This window comes from Streptomyces sp. CB02261 (assembly GCF_001905665.1).
Taxonomy (GTDB): Bacteria; Actinomycetota; Actinomycetes; order Streptomycetales; family Streptomycetaceae; genus Streptomyces.
Window position 1 is genome coordinate 119,556 of sequence record NZ_LIVX01000007.1, and the last position, 21,547, is coordinate 141,102.

At 73.1% G+C, this 21,547-nt stretch carries 24 protein-coding genes; 12 read left to right on the forward strand and 12 right to left on the reverse strand.

The genetic code is table 11. The features are described 5' to 3' along the window. Nucleotides 1-2: 2 nt before the first annotated feature. From AMK29_RS23165 to AMK29_RS23190, 6 genes are all read left to right on the forward strand, one after another. Entirely contained in the window at nt 3-401 is a 399-nt protein-coding gene (locus tag AMK29_RS23165; RefSeq protein ID WP_241845663.1) for an urease subunit beta, read from the forward strand. Continuing rightward, nucleotides 394-2,115, forward strand: coding sequence for an urease subunit alpha (locus AMK29_RS23170; protein WP_073816119.1), 1,722 nt, complete (start codon nt 394-396; stop codon nt 2,113-2,115). The genes AMK29_RS23165 and AMK29_RS23170 overlap by 8 nt, the downstream gene beginning before the upstream one ends. 13 nt (nt 2,116-2,128) lie before the next feature. After that, nucleotides 2,129-2,791 (forward strand): urease accessory protein UreF, encoded by a 663-nt coding sequence (locus tag AMK29_RS23175; RefSeq protein ID WP_073816121.1) that lies wholly within the window; start codon nt 2,129-2,131, stop codon nt 2,789-2,791. Nucleotides 2,792-2,809: 18 nt separating this feature from the next. Beyond that, on the forward strand, nt 2,810-3,487 hold the full coding sequence (gene ureG, locus AMK29_RS23180) for an urease accessory protein UreG (protein ID WP_073816123.1): 678 nt from the start codon (nt 2,810-2,812) through the stop codon (nt 3,485-3,487). After that, nucleotides 3,484-4,227, forward strand: coding sequence for an urease accessory protein UreD (locus AMK29_RS23185; protein WP_073816125.1), 744 nt, complete (start codon nt 3,484-3,486; stop codon nt 4,225-4,227). The genes ureG and AMK29_RS23185 overlap by 4 nt, the downstream gene beginning before the upstream one ends. A 137-nt stretch (nt 4,228-4,364) precedes the next feature. Next, complete coding sequence (locus AMK29_RS23190) at nt 4,365-5,945, forward strand: alpha/beta hydrolase (RefSeq protein ID WP_073816128.1); 1,581 nt, start codon at nt 4,365-4,367, stop codon at nt 5,943-5,945. Nucleotides 5,946-5,999: 54 nt separating this feature from the next. Here the strand turns inward: AMK29_RS23190 and AMK29_RS23195 are convergent, their stop codons facing one another. Beyond that, nucleotides 6,000-7,037, reverse strand: coding sequence for an NAD-dependent epimerase/dehydratase family protein (locus AMK29_RS23195; RefSeq protein WP_073816131.1), 1,038 nt, complete (start codon nt 7,035-7,037; stop codon nt 6,000-6,002). Between the two features lie 64 nt (nt 7,038-7,101). Then, nucleotides 7,102-7,818, reverse strand: a complete 717-nt coding sequence (locus AMK29_RS23200) for a lysophospholipid acyltransferase family protein (RefSeq protein ID WP_073816133.1) — start codon at nt 7,816-7,818, stop codon at nt 7,102-7,104. 80 nt (nt 7,819-7,898) lie between these two features. On the opposite strand from AMK29_RS23200, the gene AMK29_RS23205 reads away from it, so the two are divergent. After that, on the forward strand, nt 7,899-8,924 hold the full coding sequence (locus AMK29_RS23205) for a DUF3048 domain-containing protein (RefSeq protein ID WP_073816136.1): 1,026 nt from the start codon (nt 7,899-7,901) through the stop codon (nt 8,922-8,924). A 108-nt stretch (nt 8,925-9,032) separates the two neighbouring features. Here AMK29_RS23205 and AMK29_RS23210 read toward each other — a convergent pair whose 3' ends face one another. The 5 genes from AMK29_RS23210 to AMK29_RS23230 all read right to left on the reverse strand — a co-directional run bounded on the left by AMK29_RS23210 (nt 9,033) and on the right by AMK29_RS23230 (nt 13,594). Further along, nucleotides 9,033-9,245, reverse strand: a complete 213-nt coding sequence (locus AMK29_RS23210; RefSeq protein WP_073816138.1) for a hypothetical protein — start codon at nt 9,243-9,245, stop codon at nt 9,033-9,035. Between the two features lie 116 nt (nt 9,246-9,361). Continuing rightward, nucleotides 9,362-10,309, reverse strand: coding sequence for a cytochrome c oxidase assembly protein (locus AMK29_RS23215; RefSeq protein WP_073816140.1), 948 nt, complete (start codon nt 10,307-10,309; stop codon nt 9,362-9,364). A gap of 104 nt (nt 10,310-10,413) precedes the next feature. Further along, complete coding sequence (locus AMK29_RS23220) at nt 10,414-11,439, reverse strand: 6-phosphofructokinase (protein WP_073816143.1); 1,026 nt, start codon at nt 11,437-11,439, stop codon at nt 10,414-10,416. Between the two features lie 159 nt (nt 11,440-11,598). Continuing rightward, nucleotides 11,599-12,327, reverse strand: a complete 729-nt coding sequence (locus AMK29_RS23225; RefSeq protein ID WP_073816146.1) for a type 1 glutamine amidotransferase — start codon at nt 12,325-12,327, stop codon at nt 11,599-11,601. Between the two features lie 19 nt (nt 12,328-12,346). Further along, nucleotides 12,347-13,594: a Mur ligase family protein gene (locus AMK29_RS23230; protein ID WP_073816148.1), complete on the reverse strand. Its 1,248-nt coding sequence runs from the start codon at nt 13,592-13,594 to the stop codon at nt 12,347-12,349. Between the two features lie 125 nt (nt 13,595-13,719). Here AMK29_RS23230 and def point away from each other — a divergent pair, with 125 nt between their 5' ends. Further along, nucleotides 13,720-14,280, forward strand: a complete 561-nt coding sequence (def, locus tag AMK29_RS23235; RefSeq protein WP_073816150.1) for a peptide deformylase — start codon at nt 13,720-13,722, stop codon at nt 14,278-14,280. A 57-nt stretch (nt 14,281-14,337) separates the two neighbouring features. Here def and AMK29_RS23240 read toward each other — a convergent pair whose 3' ends face one another. Further along, complete coding sequence (locus AMK29_RS23240) at nt 14,338-14,985, reverse strand: TetR family transcriptional regulator (protein WP_073816152.1); 648 nt, start codon at nt 14,983-14,985, stop codon at nt 14,338-14,340. A gap of 162 nt (nt 14,986-15,147) precedes the next feature. Here AMK29_RS23240 and AMK29_RS23245 point away from each other — a divergent pair, with 162 nt between their 5' ends. Then, complete coding sequence (locus AMK29_RS23245; RefSeq protein WP_073816155.1) at nt 15,148-16,365, forward strand: acyl-CoA dehydrogenase family protein; 1,218 nt, start codon at nt 15,148-15,150, stop codon at nt 16,363-16,365. A 101-nt stretch (nt 16,366-16,466) separates the two neighbouring features. On the opposite strand, the gene AMK29_RS23250 is transcribed toward AMK29_RS23245, so the two are convergent. Then, complete coding sequence (locus tag AMK29_RS23250; RefSeq protein WP_073816156.1) at nt 16,467-16,652, reverse strand: hypothetical protein; 186 nt, start codon at nt 16,650-16,652, stop codon at nt 16,467-16,469. A 116-nt stretch (nt 16,653-16,768) separates the two neighbouring features. Then, a complete protein-coding gene (locus AMK29_RS23255) occupies nt 16,769-17,236 on the reverse strand; it encodes a VOC family protein (protein WP_073816159.1) in 468 nt (155 codons plus the stop codon). A gap of 165 nt (nt 17,237-17,401) precedes the next feature. Here AMK29_RS23255 and AMK29_RS23260 point away from each other — a divergent pair, with 165 nt between their 5' ends. Next, entirely contained in the window at nt 17,402-18,778 is a 1,377-nt protein-coding gene (locus AMK29_RS23260; protein WP_073816162.1) for a cytochrome P450, read from the forward strand. 66 nt (nt 18,779-18,844) lie between these two features. On the opposite strand, the gene AMK29_RS23265 is transcribed toward AMK29_RS23260, so the two are convergent. Together AMK29_RS23265 and AMK29_RS23270 are read right to left on the reverse strand one after the other, a co-directional pair. Next, nucleotides 18,845-19,552 (reverse strand): putative protein N(5)-glutamine methyltransferase, encoded by a 708-nt coding sequence (locus tag AMK29_RS23265; RefSeq protein WP_241845693.1) that lies wholly within the window; start codon nt 19,550-19,552, stop codon nt 18,845-18,847. 61 nt (nt 19,553-19,613) lie between these two features. Next, the gene (locus tag AMK29_RS23270; protein WP_073816167.1) at nt 19,614-20,096 is read right to left on the reverse strand and encodes a glutathione peroxidase; all 483 of its coding nucleotides are present in this window, start codon (nt 20,094-20,096) and stop codon (nt 19,614-19,616) included. A gap of 36 nt (nt 20,097-20,132) precedes the next feature. On the opposite strand from AMK29_RS23270, the gene AMK29_RS23275 reads away from it, so the two are divergent. Together AMK29_RS23275 and AMK29_RS23280 are read left to right on the forward strand one after the other, a co-directional pair. Continuing rightward, nucleotides 20,133-20,357, forward strand: coding sequence for a DUF6011 domain-containing protein (locus AMK29_RS23275; protein WP_073816170.1), 225 nt, complete (start codon nt 20,133-20,135; stop codon nt 20,355-20,357). A 112-nt stretch (nt 20,358-20,469) separates the two neighbouring features. After that, nucleotides 20,470-21,540, forward strand: a complete 1,071-nt coding sequence (locus AMK29_RS23280; protein WP_073816173.1) for an RNA ligase (ATP) — start codon at nt 20,470-20,472, stop codon at nt 21,538-21,540. The last annotated feature ends 7 nt before the right edge of the window (nt 21,541-21,547 follow it).

Here is a 21,547-nt window from a genome sequence, read left to right on the forward strand (position 1 = left end):
CGATGATCCCCGGAGAGATCCTGTACGCGGACGGCCCCGTCACCCTCAACGAGGGGCGCCCCGTCACCCGCCTGACCGTGCTCAACGCCGCCGACCGGCCCGTCCAGGTCGGCTCCCACTATCATTTCGCCGAGGTCAACCCCGGCCTGGAGTTCGACCGGGCCGCCGCGCACGGCCGGCGGCTGCACATCGCCGCCGGCACCGCCGTCCGCTTCGAGCCCGGCATCCCCGTCGAGGTCGAACTCGTCCCCCTCGCGGGCCGCCGGATCGTGCCCGGCCTGCGCGGCGAGACGGCCGGCCCCCTCGACCCCGCCGGCCCCCTCGACACCGCCGGCCCCCTCGACACCGACGACACCACCGGCGCGACCGCGCACCACCACCAGGGCGGCGACCATGCCTGACCTCCACCGCGCCGTGTACGCCGACCTGTTCGGCCCCACCACCGGCGACCGCGTCCGGCTCGCCGACACCGACCTCCTCGTCGAGATCGAGGAGGACCGCAGCGGCGGACCCGGGCGCGCGGGCGACGAAGCCGTCTTCGGCGGCGGCAAGGTCATCCGCGAGTCCATGGGCCAGGCCCGCACCACCCGCGCCGAAGGCGCCCCCGACACCGTGATCACCGGAGCCGTGATCATCGACCACTGGGGCATCGTCAAGGCGGACATCGGCATCCGGGACGGCCGCATCACCGCCCTCGGCAAGGCCGGCAACCCCGACACCATGGACGGCGTCCACCCCGGCCTCGTCATCGGCCCCGAGACCGAGATCATCGTCGGCAACGGCCGGATCGTCACCGCCGGCGCCGTCGACGCCCACGTCCACTTCATCTCGCCCACCGTCGTCGAGCAGGCCCTCGCCACCGGCGTCACCACCCTCGTCGGCGGCGGCACCGGACCGGCCGAGGGCACCAAGGCGACCACGGTCACCCCCGGCCCCTGGCACACGGCCAGGATGTTCGAGGCCCTGGACACCTTCCCCGTCAACATCGGTCTGCTCGGCAAGGGCAACACGATGTCCAGGGAGGCCATGCACTCCCAACTCCGCGGCGGCGCCCTCGGCTTCAAGATCCACGAGGACTGGGGCGCGACCCCCGCCGTCATCGACGCCTGCCTGTCCGTCTGCGAGGAGACCGGGGCCCAGCTCGCCATCCACACCGACACCCTGAACGAGGCGGGCTTCGTCGGCGACACCCTCGCCGCCATCGCCGGGCGCACCGTCCACGCGTACCACACCGAGGGCGCCGGCGGCGGGCACGCCCCCGACATCATCACGGTCGTCTCGGAGCCGTACGTCCTTCCCAGCTCCACCAACCCCACCCGGCCGCACACCGTCAACACCATCGAGGAACACCTCGACATGCTGATGGTCTGCCACCACCTCAACCCGGCCGTCCCCGAGGACCTCGCCTTCGCGGAGTCCCGCATCCGGCCCTCCACCATCGCCGCCGAGGACGTCCTCCACGACCTGGGCGCCATCTCGATCATCTCCTCCGACTCCCAGGCCATGGGCCGGATCGGCGAGGTGATCATGCGGACCTGGCAGACCGCACACGTCATGAAGAAGCGCCGCGGACCCCTGCCCGGCGACGGCCGCGCCGACAACCACCGGGTCCGCCGCTACGTCGCCAAGTACACGATCAACCCGGCCGTCGCCCAGGGCATGGACCACCTCGTCGGGTCGGTCGAGCCCGGCAAGCTCGCCGACCTGGTCCTCTGGGAGCCCGCCTTCTTCGGCGTCAAGCCGCTCGTCGTCGTCAAGGGCGGCCAGATCGCGTACGCGCAGATGGGCGACGCCAACGCCTCCATCCCCACGCCCCAGCCGATCCTGCCCCGCCCGATGTTCGGCGCGCTCGGCAGGGCCGCGGCGGCCGGCTCGGTCAACTTCGTCGCCCAGGCGGCCATCGAGGACGACCTGCCGCGCAGACTCGGTCTCCACAAGGAGTTCGCCGCCATCGGCTCCACCCGGCGGGTCACCAAGGCCGACATGCGCGAGAACGACGCCCTGCCCCGGGTCGAGGTCGACGCCGACACCTTCACGGTGACCATCGACGGCGAAGCGGTCGAACCCGCCCCCGCCGCCGAACTGCCCATGGCCCAGCGCTACTTCCTCTTCTGACAGCGCCGCCACCATGACACGCTCCGCACTCCTCGTGCTCGCCGACGGACGGTTCCCCGCCGGCGGGCACGCCCACTCCGGCGGCGCGGAGGCCGCCGTCCGGGCCGGCCGCATCAAGGACGCCGCCGGACTCGAGTCCTTCTGCCGGGGCCGGCTGCACACCACCGGCCTCACCACGGCCGCGCTCGCCGCCGGAGCCGCGTACGGACTCGACCCGCTCGAACTCGACGCGGCCGCCGACGCCCGCACCCCCTCACCCGCCCTGCGCGCCACCGCCCGCAGGCTCGGTCGGCAGTTGATGCGGGCCGCCCGCGCCACCTGGCCGAGCCCCGCGCTCGACGCGCTCGCGGCGGCGTTCCCCCGCGGCGCCCACCAGCCCGTCGTCCTCGGCACCACCGCCCTGGCCGCCGGACTCGGCCCCGAGGACGCCGCCCACTGCGTCGCGTACGAGACCGTCGGCGGACCCACCACCGCCGCCGTACGCCTCCTCGGCCTCGACCCCTACCAGGCCACCGCCGTCCTGGCCCGCCTCGGCCCCGAGATGGACGAGGTCGTCGAGCGCGCCACCGCCGCCGCCCGCGAGGGCGTCGACGCCCTCCCCGCCGCCTCCGCCCCCCTTCTCGACCTCACCGCCGAACAGCACGCGGCCTGGCCCGTCCGCCTCTTCGCCTCGTAACGCTCCGACAGGAGAACCATGCACCTCGACCACGCCCACACCCACCACGGCGCCGTCTCCGCCGACGCCCACCGCCCCGACGGCACCCGCCGCGCGCTGCGCATCGGCCTCGGCGGCCCCGTTGGCTCCGGGAAGACCGCGACCGTCGCCGCCCTCTGCCGGGTCCTCCGCGACACCCTCTCCCTCGCCGTCGTCACCAACGACATCTACACCCGCGAGGACGCCGACTTCCTGCTCCGCAACGCCGTCCTGCCGCCCGAGCGCATCCAGGCCGTGGAGACGGGCGCCTGCCCCCACACCGCCATCCGCGACGACATCTCCGCCAACCTCGAAGCCGTCGAGGAACTGGAGGAGGCCGTGGGACCGCTCGACCTCATCCTCGTCGAGTCCGGCGGCGACAACCTCACCGCCACCTTCTCCAAGGGCCTCGTCGACGCGCAGATCTTCGTCATCGACGTGGCCGGAGGCGACGACATCCCGCGCAAGGGCGGCCCCGGCGTCACCACCGCCGACCTCCTGGTCGTCAACAAGACCGACCTCGCCCCCCATGTCGGCTCCGACCTGGAGCGGATGGCCCACGACGCCGCCGCGCAGCGCGGCGCACTGCCCGTCGCCTTCACCTCGCTGCGCGCCGAGAACGGCGTCGCCCCCGTCGCCGACTGGGTCCGCGCCCAGCTCGGGGCATGGACCGCGTGAGCCTGCGCGCCACGGCCCGGATCGCCGTCGACGCCGACGGGGGGCTGCCGCTCCTGGTGAGCGACGGACCGCTCGCCCTGCGCCGGACCAGGACGGCCGGACCGTACACCCGGGTCACCCTCGTCGGCGCGATGAGCGCCCCGCTCGGCGGTGACCGGCTGGCCGTGGAGACCGAGGTACGGGACGGGGCCCGGCTCCTGGTCGACTCGGCCGCCGCGACCCTCGCCCTGCCGGGCCGGAGCGCCGAGCCCGCCGCGTACGACGTCCGGATCACCGTCGGCGAGGAGGCCGTCCTGCGCTGGCTCCCCGAACAGCTGGTCTCCGTCGACGGCTCGGACCTGCGGATGCGCACCGTCGTCGAACTCGCCCCCACGGCACGGCTGGTCCTCCGCGAGGAGCAGATCCTCGGCCGCCACGGCGAACCCCCCGGCACCCTCCGCACCCGGCTCACCGTCCGCCGGGCCGGGCGACCCCTCCTCGACCAGGAGCTCGCGTTCGGCCCGGGGGCGCCCGGCGGCTGGGACGGCGGCGCCGTCCTCGGCGGGCACCGGGCCACCGGACAACTCCTCGTCGTCGAACCCGGCTTCGAGGAGAAGCCGGTCGCGCCACAGCTCCTCGGCGAGCACGCGGCGATCACCCCGCTCGCCGGAACCGCCGCCCTGGCCACCGCCGTCGCCCCCGACGCCCTGGCCCTGCGCCGCCTCCTCGACGAGGCGCTGGAGCTGCTCGCGCCCTCCTGAGCCGCGCCGCTCACCGCTCACCGGAGCACCGTCACCGGTTATGGGTTCGGCAAAGAAACACCCGTACGGGCTTACGTCGTGCTGCCCCCGGACGAAAGGATCACCCGGACAGAACGACACCTACAGGGGGAGGACTTGTGCGACGCACGGCAGCACTCGGCTCGGCCGGCACTCTCATAGCGGGCACGCTCGTCGTGGGAGCGCTCACGGCCCCGGCGGCGAACGCCGACAGCGACCGCCGGCTGCGCGACGCCGAGGCGATCGGCGTCGCCGTCGCCGCGGCGCGGGCCGCCCAGACGGGCATCGACTGGCAGGACTGCCCGGCCGACTGGGGCCTGGAGAAGCCGATCCAGTGCGGCTGGGTCACCGTCCCCGTCGACTACGCCAAGCCCCACGGCAAGAAGATCAAGATCGCGGTCGACCGGATCGGCGCCACCGGTACACCCGCCGAGCGCCAGGGCGCGCTCCTCTACAACCCCGGCGGCCCCGGCGGCTCCGGCCTGCGCTTCCCGCGCCGGGTCACCACCAAGAACGCGATCTGGGCGAACACCGCCAAGGCCTACGACTTCGTGGGCTTCGACCCGCGCGGCGTCGGCAAGTCGGCCCCCATCTCCTGCGTCGACCCGACCGAGTTCGTCAAGGGCCCCAAGCTCGACCCGGTCCCCGACAGCGAGGCCGACAAGCGCGCGCAGCGCAAGCTCGCCGCCGAATACGCCCAGGGCTGCGCCGAGAAGAGCGGCGACCTGCTGCCGCACATCAACACCCTCAACACCGCCCGCGACCTCGACGTCGTCCGCGCCGCCCTCGGCGAGAAGAAGCTCAACTTCGTCGGCGTCTCCTACGGCACCTACCTCGGCGCGGTCTACGGCACCCTCTTCCCGAGCCACGTCCGCCGCATGGTCCTCGACAGCGTCGTCAACCCGTCGACGCGCAAGATCTGGTACGAGGCCAACCTCGACCAGGACATCGCCTTCGAGGGCCGGCTCGAGGACTGGATGACCTGGGTCGCCCAGCACGACGCCACCTACCACCTCGGCGACACCTACGCGGAGGTCCGCCAGCAGTGGGACACCCTGCGCGCCGCCGCCAAGAAGGCGCCCCTCGGCGGCAAGGTCGGCCCCGCCGAACTCGTCGCCTTCTTCCAGAACGCCCCGTACTACGACTCCATGTGGGCCCCGGTGGCCGAGGCCTGGAGCGCGTACGCCGCCGGTGACCCGCAGCCGCTGATCGACTCCGCGGCCGCCGATCTCACCGACACCGCAGGCAACGCCGCCTCGGAGAACGGCAACGCCGTCTACACCGCGGTCGAGTGCGCCGACGCGCCCTGGCCCACCAGCTGGAAGAAGTGGGACCGGGACAACAGTCGGCTCCACGAGCAGTACCCGTTCATGACCTGGGCCAACGCCTGGATGAACCTGCCCTGCGCCACCTGGTCCACCCCGCGCCAGCGCCCCACCGAGGTGAAGACCGGCAAGGGCCTGCCGCCGGTGCTCATCACCCAGGCCGAGCGTGACGCCGCCACCCCGTACGGCGGCGCCGTCGAACTGCACAAGCGGTTCAAGGGCTCGCGCCTGATCACGGAGAAGGACGCCGGCTCGCACGGCATCACCAACCTGGTCAACCCGTGCCTCAACACCAAGGTCGAGGCCTACCTGCTGACCGGGAAGCTGGACGCCAGGGACCAGACCTGCGCCCCGCACGCCACGCCGCAGCCGTAACGGCCGCGAACGGGACGGGGGGAGGGGCCGACGGTCCCTCCCCCCGTCCCGTTCTCACCGCCTGGCCGCCAGCCAGGCGTCCTCCGCCGCGTAGTCGAAGAAGTCCACCCCGTACTTCGCGAGGTTGGGGAAGGCCTCCCGCCACTCCCGTCCCGCGAGGTGCCCGGCGAGCCACTCGACCGTCGCCGGCAGCGACTCGGCGTACGACACCACCGGCCGGTACCCCAACTCCCGCTCGGCCGCCGTCATGTCGTAGACCATGGGACGCGGGGCCGTCCACGGCGTCAGCCCCACGATGCCCTCCGGCGGCGGTCCCTCGATCAGCACCGTCTCGCTCTCCGCCCCCATGGCCGCGTCGATCGCCGCCCCGATCTCCGCCACCGTCGGCGCCTCCGGGTCGGCGCCGTTGAGCACCCGGCTGCCCGGGTTCGCCGCCGCGAGCCGGACCAGCTCCGCCAGGTTGTCCACGTGGACCGGGTGGAACCGCGAGGCGCCGCCGTACGCGAGGAGGCGCACCGGCCGCCCGTCGAGCACCCGCTTCACGAACCACAGCTCACGCGGACCCGGGCAGTACGGGCCGTGGATGGCGCCCGCCCGCAGTAGCGTCGTCGGCAGCGCCTCGCCCGCCGCGAGCAACTCCCGCTCCAGGGCCACCTTCCGCGTGCCGTACGAGGTGTCGCCCGGCGCGACCGTCCGCCAGTCCTCCGCGACCGGCACCGGGTAGGCGGGGAAGCCGTCCGGCCGGTCCTGCGTGTCGAAGCTGCGGCCCTCCTCGTCCTCGTAGACGGCGCCGCTCGACACCACCACCGCCGAACCGATCCGGTCGGCGAGACCGGTCAGCTGCCTGCCGTGCCCGCCGTCGTACGCGACGATGTCGACGAGCACGTCACAGCCGTCGCCGAGTCCGGCCGCGAGCGCGCCCTCCTCGGTGCGGTCCAGCCGCACCGACCGGACCTCGTCCGGCCACCTGTCGTCCCTGACGCCGCCCCGCGAGGCGGCCGTCACCTCCCAGCCGTCCGCGACGAGGGCCCGTACGGCCGCCCGCCCCACCTGCCCCGACGCACCCAGCACGAACGCGTTTCCCTTGATCATGGAGGCGACGCTACGGGCGCCCGGAGCCCCGGCCCAGGGGATTGCGCCGTGCGCGGATCCGCCCTCAGCGTTCCCGTCCGGGGAACTTCCGCGCCGGGCCCCCGGGCGCCTCGGCGGCCTTCACGTCCGCCGCGTACGCGTCCACGTACTCCTGACCCGACAGGCGCAGGATCTCGTACATGATCTCGTCGGTGACCGCGCGGACCACGGCCCGCTCGTCCGCCGACCCGGCGAACCGGGAGAAGTCCAGCGGCTCCCCGAACCGGATGGTGACCCGGCGGATCCGCGGCACGACCTTGCCCGGCGGCTGGATCTCGAAGGTCCCCACCATCGCGCACGGCACCACCGGGACCCCGGCCGTCAGCGCCATCACCGCCACCCCCACCTTCCCCTTGTAGAGCCGCCCGTCGTGCGAACGCGTCCCCTCCGGATAGATGCCGAGCAGCTCGCCGCGGTCCAGCACCCCGAGCCCCTCGCGGATGGCGGCCTTCCCGGCCTCCTTGCCCGAGCGGTCGACCGGGATCTGACCGGCGGCCCGGAAGAACGCGGCGGTGAGCCGGCCCTTGATCCCCGGCCCCGTGAAGTACTCCTGCTTCGCGAGGAAGGTGATCCGCCGGGTGATCACGGCCGGCATCAGGAAGTGGTCGGAGAAGGAGAGGTGATTGCCCGCGACGATCGCCGCGCCCTCCTCGGGGATGTGCTCGAGCCCCTCGATCCGGGGCCGGAAGAGCAGCTTCAGGAGCGGTCCGAGCAGCACGTACTTCATCAGGTGGTAGAACACCCGTAACCCCCGTTCGTCGTCCGTCAAGCCCCGTTGTATCCGTGTGCGGCCCCGTGGTCCACTGGTGGGGGAGCGTCACCATGAGAGGCGAGCGCGGGGCCAGGCGCCCCGGCCGTGTCCTCACCGCGCTGCTCTGCGCGCTGACGGCGGCCGGGCTGTACGGCTGCTCCGACTCGGGCCCTCCCAAACCCGCCCCGGTGCCGACCCCCTCGCCCGCGACCACGGCCCCCGCGCCGACGACACCGGCGCCCGCCGGGCGCTCACCCTTCACCGGGCTCCCCGCACGGCCCGCCCCGGTCCTCGCCGTCAAGATCGACAACGTGACCGCGGCCCGCCCCCACACCGGACTCGGCGCCGCCGACCTCGTCTACGTCGAACAGGTCGAGGGCGGGGTCACCCGGCTCCTCGCCGTGTACTCCTCCCGCCTCCCCGACCTCGCCGGACCCGTCCGCAGCGCCCGCGAATCCGACCTCGAACTCCTCGGCGCCTTCGGCCGGCCGGTCCTCGCCTACTCCGGGGCGCAGTCCGCCCTGAACCCCCTGGTGCGGGCCGCGCCGCTGCACCCCGTCACCGAGACCACGGCCCCCGGGGCCTTCCGGCGCTCCCCGGACCGGGCCGCGCCGCACAATCTCTACCTGCGGCCCGAGCGGGCCCTCGCCACCGACCCCGGAGCCGGGGACGCGCGGGACATCGGCTTCCGCTTCGGGCCGGCACCTGGCGGCGGCACCCCGGTCGCCTCCGAGACCGTCCGCTTCCCCGCGGCCCGCTACACCTTCACCTGGTCCGCCGCCGACCGGAGCTGGCGGGTGGCGATGGACGGCCGCGCCGCCCGTGCCACCGACACCGGGCCGCTGCGCCCGTCGACGGTCGTCGTCCAGCGGGTCGCCGTCCGCGCCTCCGACTTCCGGGACCGGTCCGGCGCGGTCTCCCCGTACACCGAGACCGTCGGCAGCGGCACCGCGCTCGTCCTGCGCGACGGACGCGCCCACGAGGCCCACTGGTCCCGGCCCTCGGCGTCGGCGGGCACCACGTTCACCACCCCCGACGGAGCACCGCTGGCCTTCGCCCCGGGCCAGGTCTGGGTGGTCCTGGCACCCAAGGGCTAGGGGCGTCTCGCCGCTCAGGCCGGACCCGTACGGACTCGCCCTAGGGGGGGCCAGGCCGGCCCTCATACGGGGTTGCCCCGGGGTCAGACCGACCCCGGGGGAGTCGCCCTAGGGGCGCGCGGGCCCCGCGCCCGTCGGTGGGCGGCGGCGGGGGCCGGGCGGGGCCGCGCCGTCCGACGCCGCCATCCCGATCGTGACCACGCCCAGCACCACCCAGCCGAACCAGAGCCAGCCACTGCTGCCGAGCGCCACCGTGTAGGCCGTCGTCAGCACCAAAGCGGCGAAGGTGAGCACCGCCATCGTCTTCGTGGAACCGGACATCAGTCCGCCCTCCTCCCGACCGAGGCCACGGAAGCCGTCCCGACCATCGTGACCCCCCGAGAGGGGCGCGCGCTACTCCCAGGACACACCGGGCGTGCGCCGGGCGCCCGCCGGTGTCACCGCCGCGTCTGGAGCGAGGCCAGGTACGCGTTGTACGCCTCCAGCTCCTTGTCCCCGTCCCGGTCGGCCGCCCGGTCCTGGCGGACCGCCTGCCGCTGCTCGGAGTGGTACCACTGGTAGACGAGCGCGATCAGCACGAGCACGGACGGGATCTCGCTGAACGCCCAGGCGATGCCGCCCGCCGCGTTCTGGTCGGAGAGCGCGTCGATGCCCAGCGAGGCCGGCGGACTCGCGTACGCGCCGACCATCGGCTCCGACGCCATCATCAGCGCGATGCCGAAGAAGGCGTGGAACGGCATGCCCGCGAACAGCTCCAGCATCCGCATCACGTAGCCCGGCCGGTGCGGGCCCGGGTCCACGCCCATGATCGGCCAGAAGAAGACCACGCCCACCATCAGGAAGTGGACCATCATCCCGATGTGGCCCGGCTTCGAGCTCATCAGGAAGTCGAAGAGCGGCGTGAAGTACAGCGCGTACAGGCTCGCGATGAACATCGGGATCGTGAAGCCGGGGTGCGTGATGACCTTCATGTACCGGCTGTGCAGCAGCTTCAGGAGCAGCTCGCGCGGGCCCATCGCGCCCCGCCCCGCCACCGGCAGCGCCCGCAGCGCGAGCGTGACGGGCGCGCCCAGGAGCAGCAGGATCGGCGACAGCATGGAGATCACCATGTGCTGCACCATGTGCACGCTGAACATGACCATGCCGTAGTCGTTGAGCCTGGTGCACATGACGAGGGCGATGGTCAGTACGCCGACCGTGAAGAACACCGTCCGGCTCACCGGCCACGCGTCCCCGCGCCGGCGCAGCCGCGTCACACCCCACCCGTAGAGACCGAGCGCCGTGAGACAGCCGATCAGGAAGAAGAGGTCGGGAGAGAACTCCAGGCCCCGTCCCAGCGTGAACGGCGGCAGATCCGTGGTCATGCCGTGCCCGCTGTGATCCATCGTGTGCACTCCTGGAGCCCGATTCGTGCTTGTTGTCCGCACCAGACTAGAACCGCCCCCGGCCGCTGCTGCGACCGGGGGCGGATGTCACGCGCCGGTGACGGTCAGAGCACGCACTCCGCCTCGGCGTAGCGGTCGGCCGGGACCGTCTTGAGGGTCTCCACGGCCTGGGCCAGCGGAACCATCGTGATCTCCGTGCCGCGCAGCGCGGTCAGCATGCCGAACTCGCCGCGGTGCGCCGCCTCGACCGCGTGCCAGCCGAAGCGGGTGGCGAGGACCCGGTCGTACGCGGTCGGCGTGCCGCCGCGCTGGACGTGGCCGAGGATGACCGGGCGGGCCTCCTTGCCGAGGCGCCGCTCCAGCTCGACGGAGAGCTGGTTGGCGACGCCGGTGAACCGCTCGTGGCCGTAGATGTCGGTGCCGGCGGTCTTGAACTCCATCGAGCCCTCGCGCGGCTTCGCGCCCTCCGCGACGACGACGATCGCGAAGCGCTTGCCGTCGGCGAAGCGGGCGCCGACCCGGGCCGTCAGCTCGTCCATGTCGAAGGGGCGCTCGGGGACGACCACGGCGTGCGCGCCGGCGGCCATGCCGGAGTGCAGCGCTATCCAGCCGGTGTGACGGCCCATGACCTCGACGACGAGGACCCGCTGGTGGGACTCGGCGGTGGTCTTCAGCCGGTCGAGGGCCTCGGTGGCGACGGTGACGGCCGTGTCGAAGCCGAAGGTGACGTCGGTGGAGGCGATGTCGTTGTCGATGGTCTTCGGGACGCCGACGATCGGGATGCCCGCCTCGGAGAGCAGGTTCGCCGCCTTCAGGGTGCCCTCGCCGCCGATCGGGATGATCGCGTCGAGACCCAGGTCGGCGACATGGCCGCGGGCACGCTCGACGCCGCCGACCAGGTGCGCGGGCTGGACCCGCGAGGAACCGAGGATGGTGCCGCCCCGGGCCAGGATGCCGCCCACCGCTTCGAGGTCGAGCTTGCGGTAGTCGCCCTCCAGGAGGCCCTTCCAGCCGTCGAGGAAACCGATGACCTCGTCGCCGTGGTCGACGACGGCGCGGTGCACGACGGAACGGATGACAGCGTTCAGACCGGGGCAGTCTCCGCCGGAGGTGAGCACGCCAATGCGCATAGCCCATAAACCTTTGCAACGTGGGCCGACTCCCGGACCACGTCGTCCGGCTGGATCCCCGCCACCCTATAGCCGCTGGGTGACGGGGCCGAACCGGATGTCCGAACGGTGGACAGCGTACGTGCGTACGAGAGGCCGGCAGCGGCGGCCGGGGCGACCCTAGGCGGGCTGCGTGGCCGCCGCGATGCGCTCGGCGCGCAGCGCCTCGTACCAGCGGTCGTCGGTCGGCGGCAGCGCGTTCACGTCGAGGGCCAGCTTCAGGAGCAGGTCCGCGATCTGCGGGTTGCGGGCCATGACGGGGCCGTGCATGTACGTACCGAACACGGTGTCGTTGTACGCGCCCTCGGTGCCGTCGCCGGTCCCGTTGCCGTTGCCGAAGACGGTCCGGGCGAAGGGCCGGGCCGTCGGGCCGAGGTGGGTGATGCCCTGGTGGTTCTCGAAGCCCGTCAGCTGGGGGAGGCCGAGCCGGGGGTCGATGTCCGCGAGGACGTCGCCGACGCACCGCTGACCCTCGCCACGGGTCGAGATCACGTCGATGAGACCGAGACCGGTCTCCCGCTCGCCGAGGTCGTTGATGAACTCGTGGCCCAGGATCTGGTAGCCGGCGCAGACCGAGAAGATGATCGCGCCGTTCGAGGCGGCCCGGCTCAGACCGCCGTCCCGCCGCAGCCGCTCGGCCGCGAGCCGCTGCGGACGGTCCTCGCCGCCACCGATCAGATAGATGTCGCCGGAGGTCGGCACCGGCTGGTCGCTGCGCACGTCGACGCGCTCGACGCTGAGGCGGCGCTGCTGGGCGCGGCGCTCGACGACGAGGACGTTGCCCTGGTCGCCGTAGGTGCTGAGCAGGTCCGGGTAGACCCAGACCAGGCGCAGGCTGCTGTCAGTCATGCTGCATGTCCTCTACGGGTCAGTTGCCGACGCGGCGGCGGACGTCCTGGAAGGCGGTGTAGTTGGCGATCAGCTCGATCTGTCCGGGCGGGGCCATCGCGACGGCCTCGTCCAGCGTCTCGCAGACGCGGAAGTCCACGCCCGCGACCTCGAGGCGGACCGCGAGGTCCAGCTTCCGGTCGCCGATCACCATGATCGGGTGGCCGGCGAGCCTGCCGTAGTCCACGTCCCACAGCCAGGAGGTGTCCGTGCCGTCGGCGCCGCGCGCGTTGACGGAGAGGATCACCGGGGCGGGCGGCCCGTCGATGAGGGAGAACGTCTCGAGCCAGCCGGCCGGGTTCTTCGCGAGCAGCAGTCGCAGGTCGCGGCCCTGGAACGAGATGACGTCGTAGCGTCCGGCGACGGCCTGCACCTGGTACATGCGCTCCAGGGCCACCTGCGGCGGCACCCCGAAGACGGCGGCGACGGCGGCCGAGCTGGTCGCGTTCGCCTTGTTGGCGCGGCCGGGCAGCTGGAGCCGGATCGGCCAGGCCGAACCGTGCGGGTCGAGCACGTGGTCGCCGCTGAGCGCCCAGCTCGGCGCGGGGCGGCGGAAGCCGCACTCGCCGCAGAACCAGTCGTCGCCCGGACGCTGCATCACACCGCCGCAGGCGGGGCACGACCAGGCGTCGTCCTTCCACTCCTGGCCCGCGGCCACCCACACCACGTTAGGGGAGGAGGAGGCGGCCCAGACGATCAGCGGGTCGTCGGCGTTGGCGACGACGACGGCCTTGGTGCCGTTGAGACCCTCGCGCCACTTCTCGGCGAGCATGCGGGTCTCGGCGGCGCGGTCGAGCTGGTCGCGGGAGAGGTTGAGCAGCGCGATGACCTTCGGCGTGGTGTCGCGGGCGACTCCGGCGAGGTACTTCTCGTCGACCTCGATCACGCCGTACTTGGAGTCCGAGCCGCCGGCGAGTGCCGAGGTGATGCCGGCCGGCATGTTGGCGCCGAGGGCGTTGGAGACGACGGGGCCCGCGGCGCGCAGGGCCTCCGCGATCAGCCGCGTCGTGGTCGTCTTGCCGTTGGTCGCCGACACCAGGACGACGTCCAGATGCTGTGCGAGCCGGCCGAGCAGGTCGGGGTCGAGCTTCAGCGCCACCTTGCCGCCGATCACCGAACCGCTGCCGCGCCCCGCCGCCCGCGACACCGCGGCCGCCGCCCTGCCCGCCGTCACGGCCAGCTTGGCGCGCGGCGACAGCGGCTCTGGATTACCGGGGTGTCCTGACATCGTTCTTGTTCCTCCTTGCGTCGGTCCGGGCTCAGCCTATCGAGATCCGGCCAGCAGCCCGAACAGCGGCACCGCCGAGAGGTGCGCGAAACAGCCAGGTCACGGCGGACCGTACCCTTACCGCCATGCGAAACCGCCCCATCCCCGGCAGTTCCGGCCTCGTCCGAGCGATGACTCTGCTCGGCGACCCCGTGCTGCACCGACCCTGTGCGCCCGTCACCGACTTCGGGCCCGAACTGGCCCGGCTCGTCGAGGACATGTTCGCCACGATGTACGCGGCGAACGGTGTGGGCCTGGCGGCGAACCAGGTGGGCGTGGGCCTGCGCGTCTTCGTGTACGACTGCCCCGACGACGAGGAGAACCGCCATCTGGGCCATGTGGTGAACCCGCGCCTGGTCGAGGCGGACGGTGACGTGATCCGGGGCCCGGAGGGGTGCCTGTCCCTGCCGGGCCTGGAAGCCCCGACGCCCCGTCACGACCGCGCGGTGGTCGAGGGCGTACGGATGGACGGGACGCCGGTACGGGTCGAGGGGACGGGTTTCTTCGCCCGCTGCCTCCAGCACGAGACGGACCACCTGGACGGCGGGGTCTACGCGGACCGGGTCACGGGGTGGCGCAAGTCACGCCTTCTCCGCGCGGTCCGCAAGCAGCCGTGGGGGAGCGGGGCGGGGGTCCTGGAGGCGTAGCCGCCGCGGTCCGGCCCCTTCCGGGGAGCCCCTCCGGCCCCTTCCGCCGCGGCCTCGCTAGAAGCCGGGGCCGTCCGGGCGGTCGTCGGCCTGGGCGAGGCGGCCCCACAGGAGGTCGGCGAGGCTGCGGACGAGTTCGGCGCGGGAGCAGGGGCGTTCGCCGAGCCACCAGTCGCCGGCCGCGTGCATCATGCCGACGATGCCGTGGCCCCAGATCCGGGCCTGGACCTCGGCGCCCGGGCCCAGGTCGACGCGCTCGGCGATGACCTGGCCGAGCTCCTCGCCCATGCGGCGGAGCAGCGGGGCGGAGTGGCGGCCGACGTCGAAGCCCTGCTCGGTCTGGTGCGGCTCCTCGGCCGGGTGCATGAGGAAGCGGTAGACCTGGGGCATCGCCTCGATCGACGCGAGATAGGTGTCGAGGGTCGCCTCGACGCGGCGCCGACGGTCGGTGGGCGCGTCGAGCGCGGCCCGCAGGGCGGAGAGGAGGGCGTCCGTGTGCCGGATGGCGAGGGCGCGGTACAGGCCGCCCTTGTCGCCGAAGTGGCGGTAGAGGATCGGCTTGGTGATGCCGGCCTCGGCCGCGATCGCGTTCATGGACGCCTTGGGGCCCTCCCGGAGCACCACCCGGTCCGCCGCCTCCAGCAGCTCGCGTCGCCGCTGCTCGGCGGGCGTCTGCTGGTCGGTGGTCCGGTGTGCGATGTCCATAGCGTGTCTCCCCGCCCGTGCGATTCCGTGAGGCTGTCGCAACGTAACACCCGCCCGGTGCCCGGCGCTGTCCGGGCCGAAGCGCTTCGCCGCTGGTTGACAGTCCATACCCGCTGGTAACAGACTGGTGTTACCGCAAGTAACGCACCGCTGGGAGGGCACATGGGCGAGTTCACGCTCGAACTCAACGAGGACCAGAAGCAGGTCCGCGACTGGCTCCACGGCTTCGCCGCCGATGTGATGCGCCCCGCGGCCGCCGAGTGGGACGAGCGTGAGGAGACTCCCTGGCCGATCATCCAGGAAGCCGCCAAGATCGGCATCTACTCGCTCGATTTCTATGCCCAGCAGTTCTTCGATCCCACCGGTCTCGGCATCCCGATGACGATGGAGGAGCTCTTCTGGGGCGACGCCGGCATCGCCCTCTCCATCGTCGGTACGGGCCTCGCCGCCGTCGGCGTCCTCGCCAACGGCACCGAGGAGCAGATCGGCACCTGGGTCCCGCAGATGTACGGCGACGCGAACGACATCAAGGTCGCGGCGTTCTGCTCCTCGGAGCCCGACGCCGGCTCGGACGTCGCCTCCATGCGGACACGGGCCGTGTACGACGAGGCCAAGGACGAGTGGGTGCTCGACGGCACCAAGACCTGGGCGACCAACGGCGGCATCGCCAACGTCCACGTCGTCGTCGCCGTCGTCGACCCCGAGCTCGGCTCCAAGGGCCACGCCTCCTTCATCGTCCCGCCGAACACCCCCGGCCTCTCCCAGGGGCAGAAGTTCCAGAAGCACGGCATCCGCGCCTCCCACACCGCCGAGGTCGTCCTCGAGAACGTCCGCGTCCCCGGCCACTGCCTCCTCGGCGGCAAGGAGAAGCTGGACGAGCGCCTGGCCAGGGCCCGCGAGAAGGCCCGGGCGGGCGGTGGCGAGCGCGTGAAGAACGCCGCCATGGCCACCTTCGAGGCCTCGCGCCCGGCGGTCGGCGCCATGGCCGTCGGCACCGCCCGCGCCGCGTACGAAGTCGCCCTGGACTACGCGAAGACCCGGGTGCAGTTCGGCCGTCCGATCATCGAGAACCAGGGCGTCGCCTTCCAGCTCGCCGACATGGCCACCCAGATCGACGCGGCCCGCCTCCTCGTCTGGCGCGCCTCCTGGATGGCCACGGCCGGCAAGCCCTTCACGGCGGCCGAGGGCTCCATGTCCAAGCTGTACGCCAGCGAGGTCGCCAAGCAGGTCACCGGCCAGGCCATCCAGATCCTCGGCGGCAACGGCTACACCCGCGAGTACCCGGTGGAGCGCATGCACCGCGACGCCGCCATCTACACGATCTTCGAAGGCACGAGCGAGATCCAGCGCATGGTGATCAGCCGCGCCCTCGCCAAGTAGCCGACCGGCCCCGGCGACGTGCCGCAGCCCCGCACCGGATCGGTGCGGGGCTGCTGTCGGCGTGCGCGTCGGAGCGGGCGGGGGAGCGACGGGAGGCCCGCTCAGGCGGCGAGCTCCTGCCCCGTCTGCACCGCGTCGGTCCAGGCGGCCACGAGCACCTGGTAGATCCTCTGCTCGTCCGCCGTCAGCGGGCGGCGCTCCTCGCCGGCGCGGACCCACAGTGTGCGGATCGCGTCGTTCAGAGCGGTGGGGCCCGGGGCCCCTCTGCGCGGATCGGTGTCGGACATGCGTCCAGCGTAGGCGCTGGGTCCGACAGCCCCGGTCTCCGACGGACGTGGCATCCGCCACGCACCCCGGCCGGGCCCGCCCGCGGCGGGGTCTCCCGCCGCGGCTGCGAGCGAGGTCACACCAGACAGAACTCGTTGCCCTCCGGATCCTGGAGGACCACCGCGTAGTAGTCCATGCCGTTCGGCTCGTCCATCGCGTACAGGATCGTCGCGCCGATCGCCGTCAGCCGGGAGACCTCGCCGTCCACCCGCTCCCGGCGCAGCGCGAGCGGGACGTCGCGGCCGCCGCCGACCTTGAGGTCCAGGTGGACCCGGTTCTTGACGGTCTTGGGCTCCGGGACCCGCTGGAACCAGATCCGCGGCCCGACACCCTTCGGGTCCACGATCGACTCCGGCAGCTCCCCGGCGTCCTCGCCCAGCTCCTCCTCGGGCACGCCGATCGCCTCCCAGTACTCCCGCCAGGTGGCGTGCCCGGCGGGCGGCGGGTCCGGGACGTAGCGCAGGGCCTCCAGCCAGAAGGGCACCAGGCGCTGGGGGTCGGCGCAGTCGATCGTCAGTTGCAGGGTCAGCTCGGGTCGCTCCATGCGACGAGGCTCCCAGACGCCACTGACAACGGCCGGTCCACGGAAGCGCCGAGGACCGGAACGGGCCGATCGGCCGGATCCGGACGGGCGTTTCCCCGGTTACTACCGGCGGGTCACCCCCTGGGGGAGAATCGCCCGCAGACGACGATCGAGGGGGAACCGTCCATGGCCATCACCACCGGTACCGAAGCACCCGAACTCGCGGGACTTCCGCTGCTCGGCTCGATGCTCGACCTCAAGAACGACTCCCTGGGCACCTTCCTGCGCGCCCGGCGCGAGCACGGCGACGTCGTGCGGATCACCGCGGGACCGCCCGGCATGCGCGGTGTCGTGTACGGCATCTTCTCCGCCGAGGGCGCGCAGCAGGTCCTCGCCGGGGAGTCGGCCAACTTCCGCAAGGACAACCACTTCTACCAGGAGATCCGCGAGTCCTTCGGCAACGGGCTGCTCACCAGCCAGGACGAGGACTACCTCCGCCAACGCCGGCTCGTCCAGCCGCTGTTCACCCGCCGCCGCGTCGACGGTTACGCCGCGGCCGTCGCCGCCGAGGTCACCACCCTCACCGGCGAGTGGCGGGACGGGGGCGCCGCGTCCGTCGACGTCCTCCACGAGATGACCCGGCTCGCCCTGCGCGCCGTGGCCCGCATCCTCTTCGGCACCGACGTCGACGCCGCCGTCGAGATCGTCGAGCGCAGCTTCCCCGAACTCGGCGCCTATGTGCTGCGCCGGGGCTACTCCCCGGTGAACATCCCCCGCGACTGGCCCACCCCCGGCAACCGCAGGGCCGCCGCCGTCCACCAGGCGCTGTACGAGGTCTGCGACCGCATCATCGCCGAACGCCGGGTCTCCGACCGGGCCCCCGGCGAGGGCGACGACCTCCTCACCCTCCTCGCCGAGGCCGAGAGCGCCGAGGACGGCAGCTTCGACGCGACCGAGCTGCGCGAGCAGGTCCTCGTCTTCCTGCTCGCCGGCCACGAGACGACCGCCACCTCGCTCGGCTTCGCCCTCCACCTCCTCGCCCTCCACCCGGAGGCGCAGAAGCAGGCGCACGAGGAGGTGGACCGGGTCCTCGGCGGCCGTACCCCCGGCGCCGCCGACCTCGACGCGCTGCCCTACGTCACGCAGGTCCTCAAGGAGGCCATGAGGCTCTTCCCGGCCGCCCCGGTCATCGGGCGCCGCGCCGTCGCCGCCACCCAGGTCGGCGGAGTCACCATCCCCGCGGGCGCGGACGTCATCGTCGCCCCCTGGGTCACCCACCGCCACCCCGACTACTGGGAGGACGCGGAGCGCTTCGACCCGGACCGCTTCACGCCCGAGGCGGAGGCGGCCCGCCCCCGGTACGCCTGGTTCCCCTTCGGCGGCGGCCCGCGCGCGTGCATCGGCCAGCACTTCTCGATGCTGGAGTCGGTGATCGCCCTCGCGATGATCCTCCAGCGGTACGGCTTCGAGGCCATCGACACCGAGGTGCCCGTCGCCCCGGCGATCACCCTCCAGGCCAAGGGCACGGCCCGCTGCCGCCTCACGCCGAGGACGACCGCCTAGGCCGGGCCTTCGCAGGGCCGGGGCCCGCGCCACGCGGCGCGGCCGCCCCGGCCCTCGCGACCGGGCTCAGCGCCGGGTCGCGACCACGACCGTCGCCCACCACTCCTCGGAGGTGATCACCTCGGGGGTGAGGCGGCCGTCCGAGACCTCCGTGACGGCCTCCGCGGCTCGCTCGGCCTGCCGTTCGCCGGTCTCCATGAAGAGGTGTCCGCCCGGCGCCAGCCACTCCGGCGCCCCGGCGGCGACCCGGCGCAGCACGTCGAGACCGTCCCGGCCGCCGTCGAGCGTGACCAGCGGCTCGTGGTCCCGCGCCTCCGGCGGAAGCAGCCCGATCTCCTCGGTCGGTACGTACGGCACGTTGGCGACCAGGATCTCGACCCGGCCGCGCAGCTCCGCGGGCAGCGGCGCGAACAGGTCGCCCTCGTACACCCGGCCGCCGCGCGGCTCGACGTTCCGCCGGGCGCAGCGCACCGCCGCGGGCTCGATGTCCGCGGCGTGCACCTCCGCGCCCCGGACACGGTCCAGCAGGACCGCGCCCGCGGCGCCGGAGCCGCAGCACAGGTCGACGCAGACGGCGCCCGGCCGGGCCAGCTCCACCGCCTGCCCCACCAGGAACTCCGTACGCCGCCGGGGCACGAAGACCCCGCTGGCGACCTCGATCCGCAGTCCGCCGAACCCGGCCCAGCCCACGATGTGCTCCAGCGGCAGCCCCGCGGCCCGCCGCTCGACCATCAGGTCGAGCTCGCCGGGTCCGGCCGCCGCCGCGAGCAGCATCTCCGCCTCCTCCTCGGCGAAGACGCAGCCCGCGGCCCGCAGCCGTTCGACGACGCCGGTGTCAGGCAAGCTGGTCCTCGATCGCGGCCACGATCTCGGGGGCGTCCGGCTCGGTGCGCGGACGGAAGCGGGTGACCCGGCCGTCGCGGCCGATCAGGAACTTCTCGAAGTTCCACTGGACGTCACCGGCCTCGCCCTCGGCGTCGGCGGTCTTCACCAGCTCCGCGTACAGCGGGTGGCGGCCCTCACCGTTGACGTCGGTCTTCTCGAGCAGCGGGAAGGACACCCCGTACGTCGCCGAGCAGAAGGTCTGGATCTCCTCGGCGCTGCCCGGCTCCTGGCCCGCGAACTGGTTGCAGGGAACCCCGAGCACGGTGAGGCCGCGCTCCCCGTACTCCTTCTGCAGCCGCTCGAGACCGGCGTACTGCGGGGTCAGACCGCACTTGGAGGCCACGTTCACGACCAGGACCGCGCGGTCCCGGTAGTCGGCGAGGGAGACCGGCTCACCGGTCAGGGTCTTCAGGGGAATGTCGTACAGGCTCATGGACCGCTCCTCATGCGAATAGGGTTTGATCTCAACATGGGAGACGAACCGCTGGCAATCACGATCGATTCCGCGCCCGAGCAGGGACCGCGCCGGGTGCGCTGCCGCCTCTGCGGCCGTCCCCTGACGGGCGCGGACTCGCGCAGGACCGGCCTGGGCCCGACCTGCGACGCGAAACTCCACCCCCCGGCCCCCGACATCCGCACCAGGCGCCACGAGGTCGCGCAGGACACCCTGCCGGGCATCGACCGCGCCCTGTAGCCGGCCCGTGACCGGGCGACGCTACCAGCCCGGGAATTCGGTGGCCCAGCGGTTTCCCCGGTCAGCAGAGTGGGCGCCGATGAGAGCGAAACCCGAGCGACCGGAGTCCTGAATGTCCACCCTGCGCGTCACCGCCGAAGTCCTCACCGTCCATCCCCATCCGAACGCCGACGCCCTGGAACTGGCCCAGGTCGGGCTCTACCGGGCCGTCGTCGCCAAGGGCGCCTACCGGACCGGCGACGTCGCCGTCTACATCCCGGAGCAGTCGGTGCTGCCCGCCGCGCTCGTCGACGAGCTGGGCCTCACCGGACGGCTCGCCGGCGCGAAGTCCGACCGGGTCAAGGCGGTGCGGCTGCGCGGGGAGCTGTCCCAGGGGCTCGTGTGCCGGCCACGGGCGCTCGCGGACGTCGACCTGGCGCGGGCCGCCGCCGACGGGACCGACTTCGCGGAGACGCTCGGCATCGTCAAGTGGGCGCCGCCGATACCGCCGACCATGAGCGGCGAGGTCGAGGTCGCGCCCGACCTGCTGTCCTGGGTCGACATCGAGAACCTCCAGCGCTACCCCGGCATCTTCGAGCCCGGCGAGCCCGTCGTCCTGACGGAGAAGCTCCACGGCACGGCCTGCCTCCTGACGTACCACGCCGAGGAGGGGAGCGTGCAGGTCTCCTCGAAGGGCTTCGGGGCGAAGGGTCTCGCCCTCAAGGAGGACCCGCGGAACCTGTACTGGCGCGCCGTCCACGGCCACGGCCTGCCCGCCGTCGCCGAGCGGCTGGCGAAACATCTCGGCGCCCGCCGTGTCGGCTTCTTCGGCGAGGTGTACGGCTCCGGGGTGCAGGACCTCGCGTACGGCGCCGACGCCCGGTCCCAGACCGTCGGATACGCGCTCTTCGACGTCTCGGCCGAGATCGACGGCCGGGTCCACTGGCTGGACCCCGTCGAGGTCCTGGAGCCCGGTGAGGTCCCGCTCGTACCGCGGCTCCACTCCGGCCCGTACGACCTGGACACCGTCCTCGCGCACGCGACCGGCCGGGAGACCGTCTCCGGGCGTGAGGCGCACCTGCGGGAGGGCGTCGTCATCCGGCCCGCGACCGAGCGCTACAGCCCGGTCACCGGCGGCCGGGCCATCGCCAAGGCGGTCAGCCCGGCCTACCTGACCCGCAGGGGCGGCACCGAGTACGAGTGATCCCGGA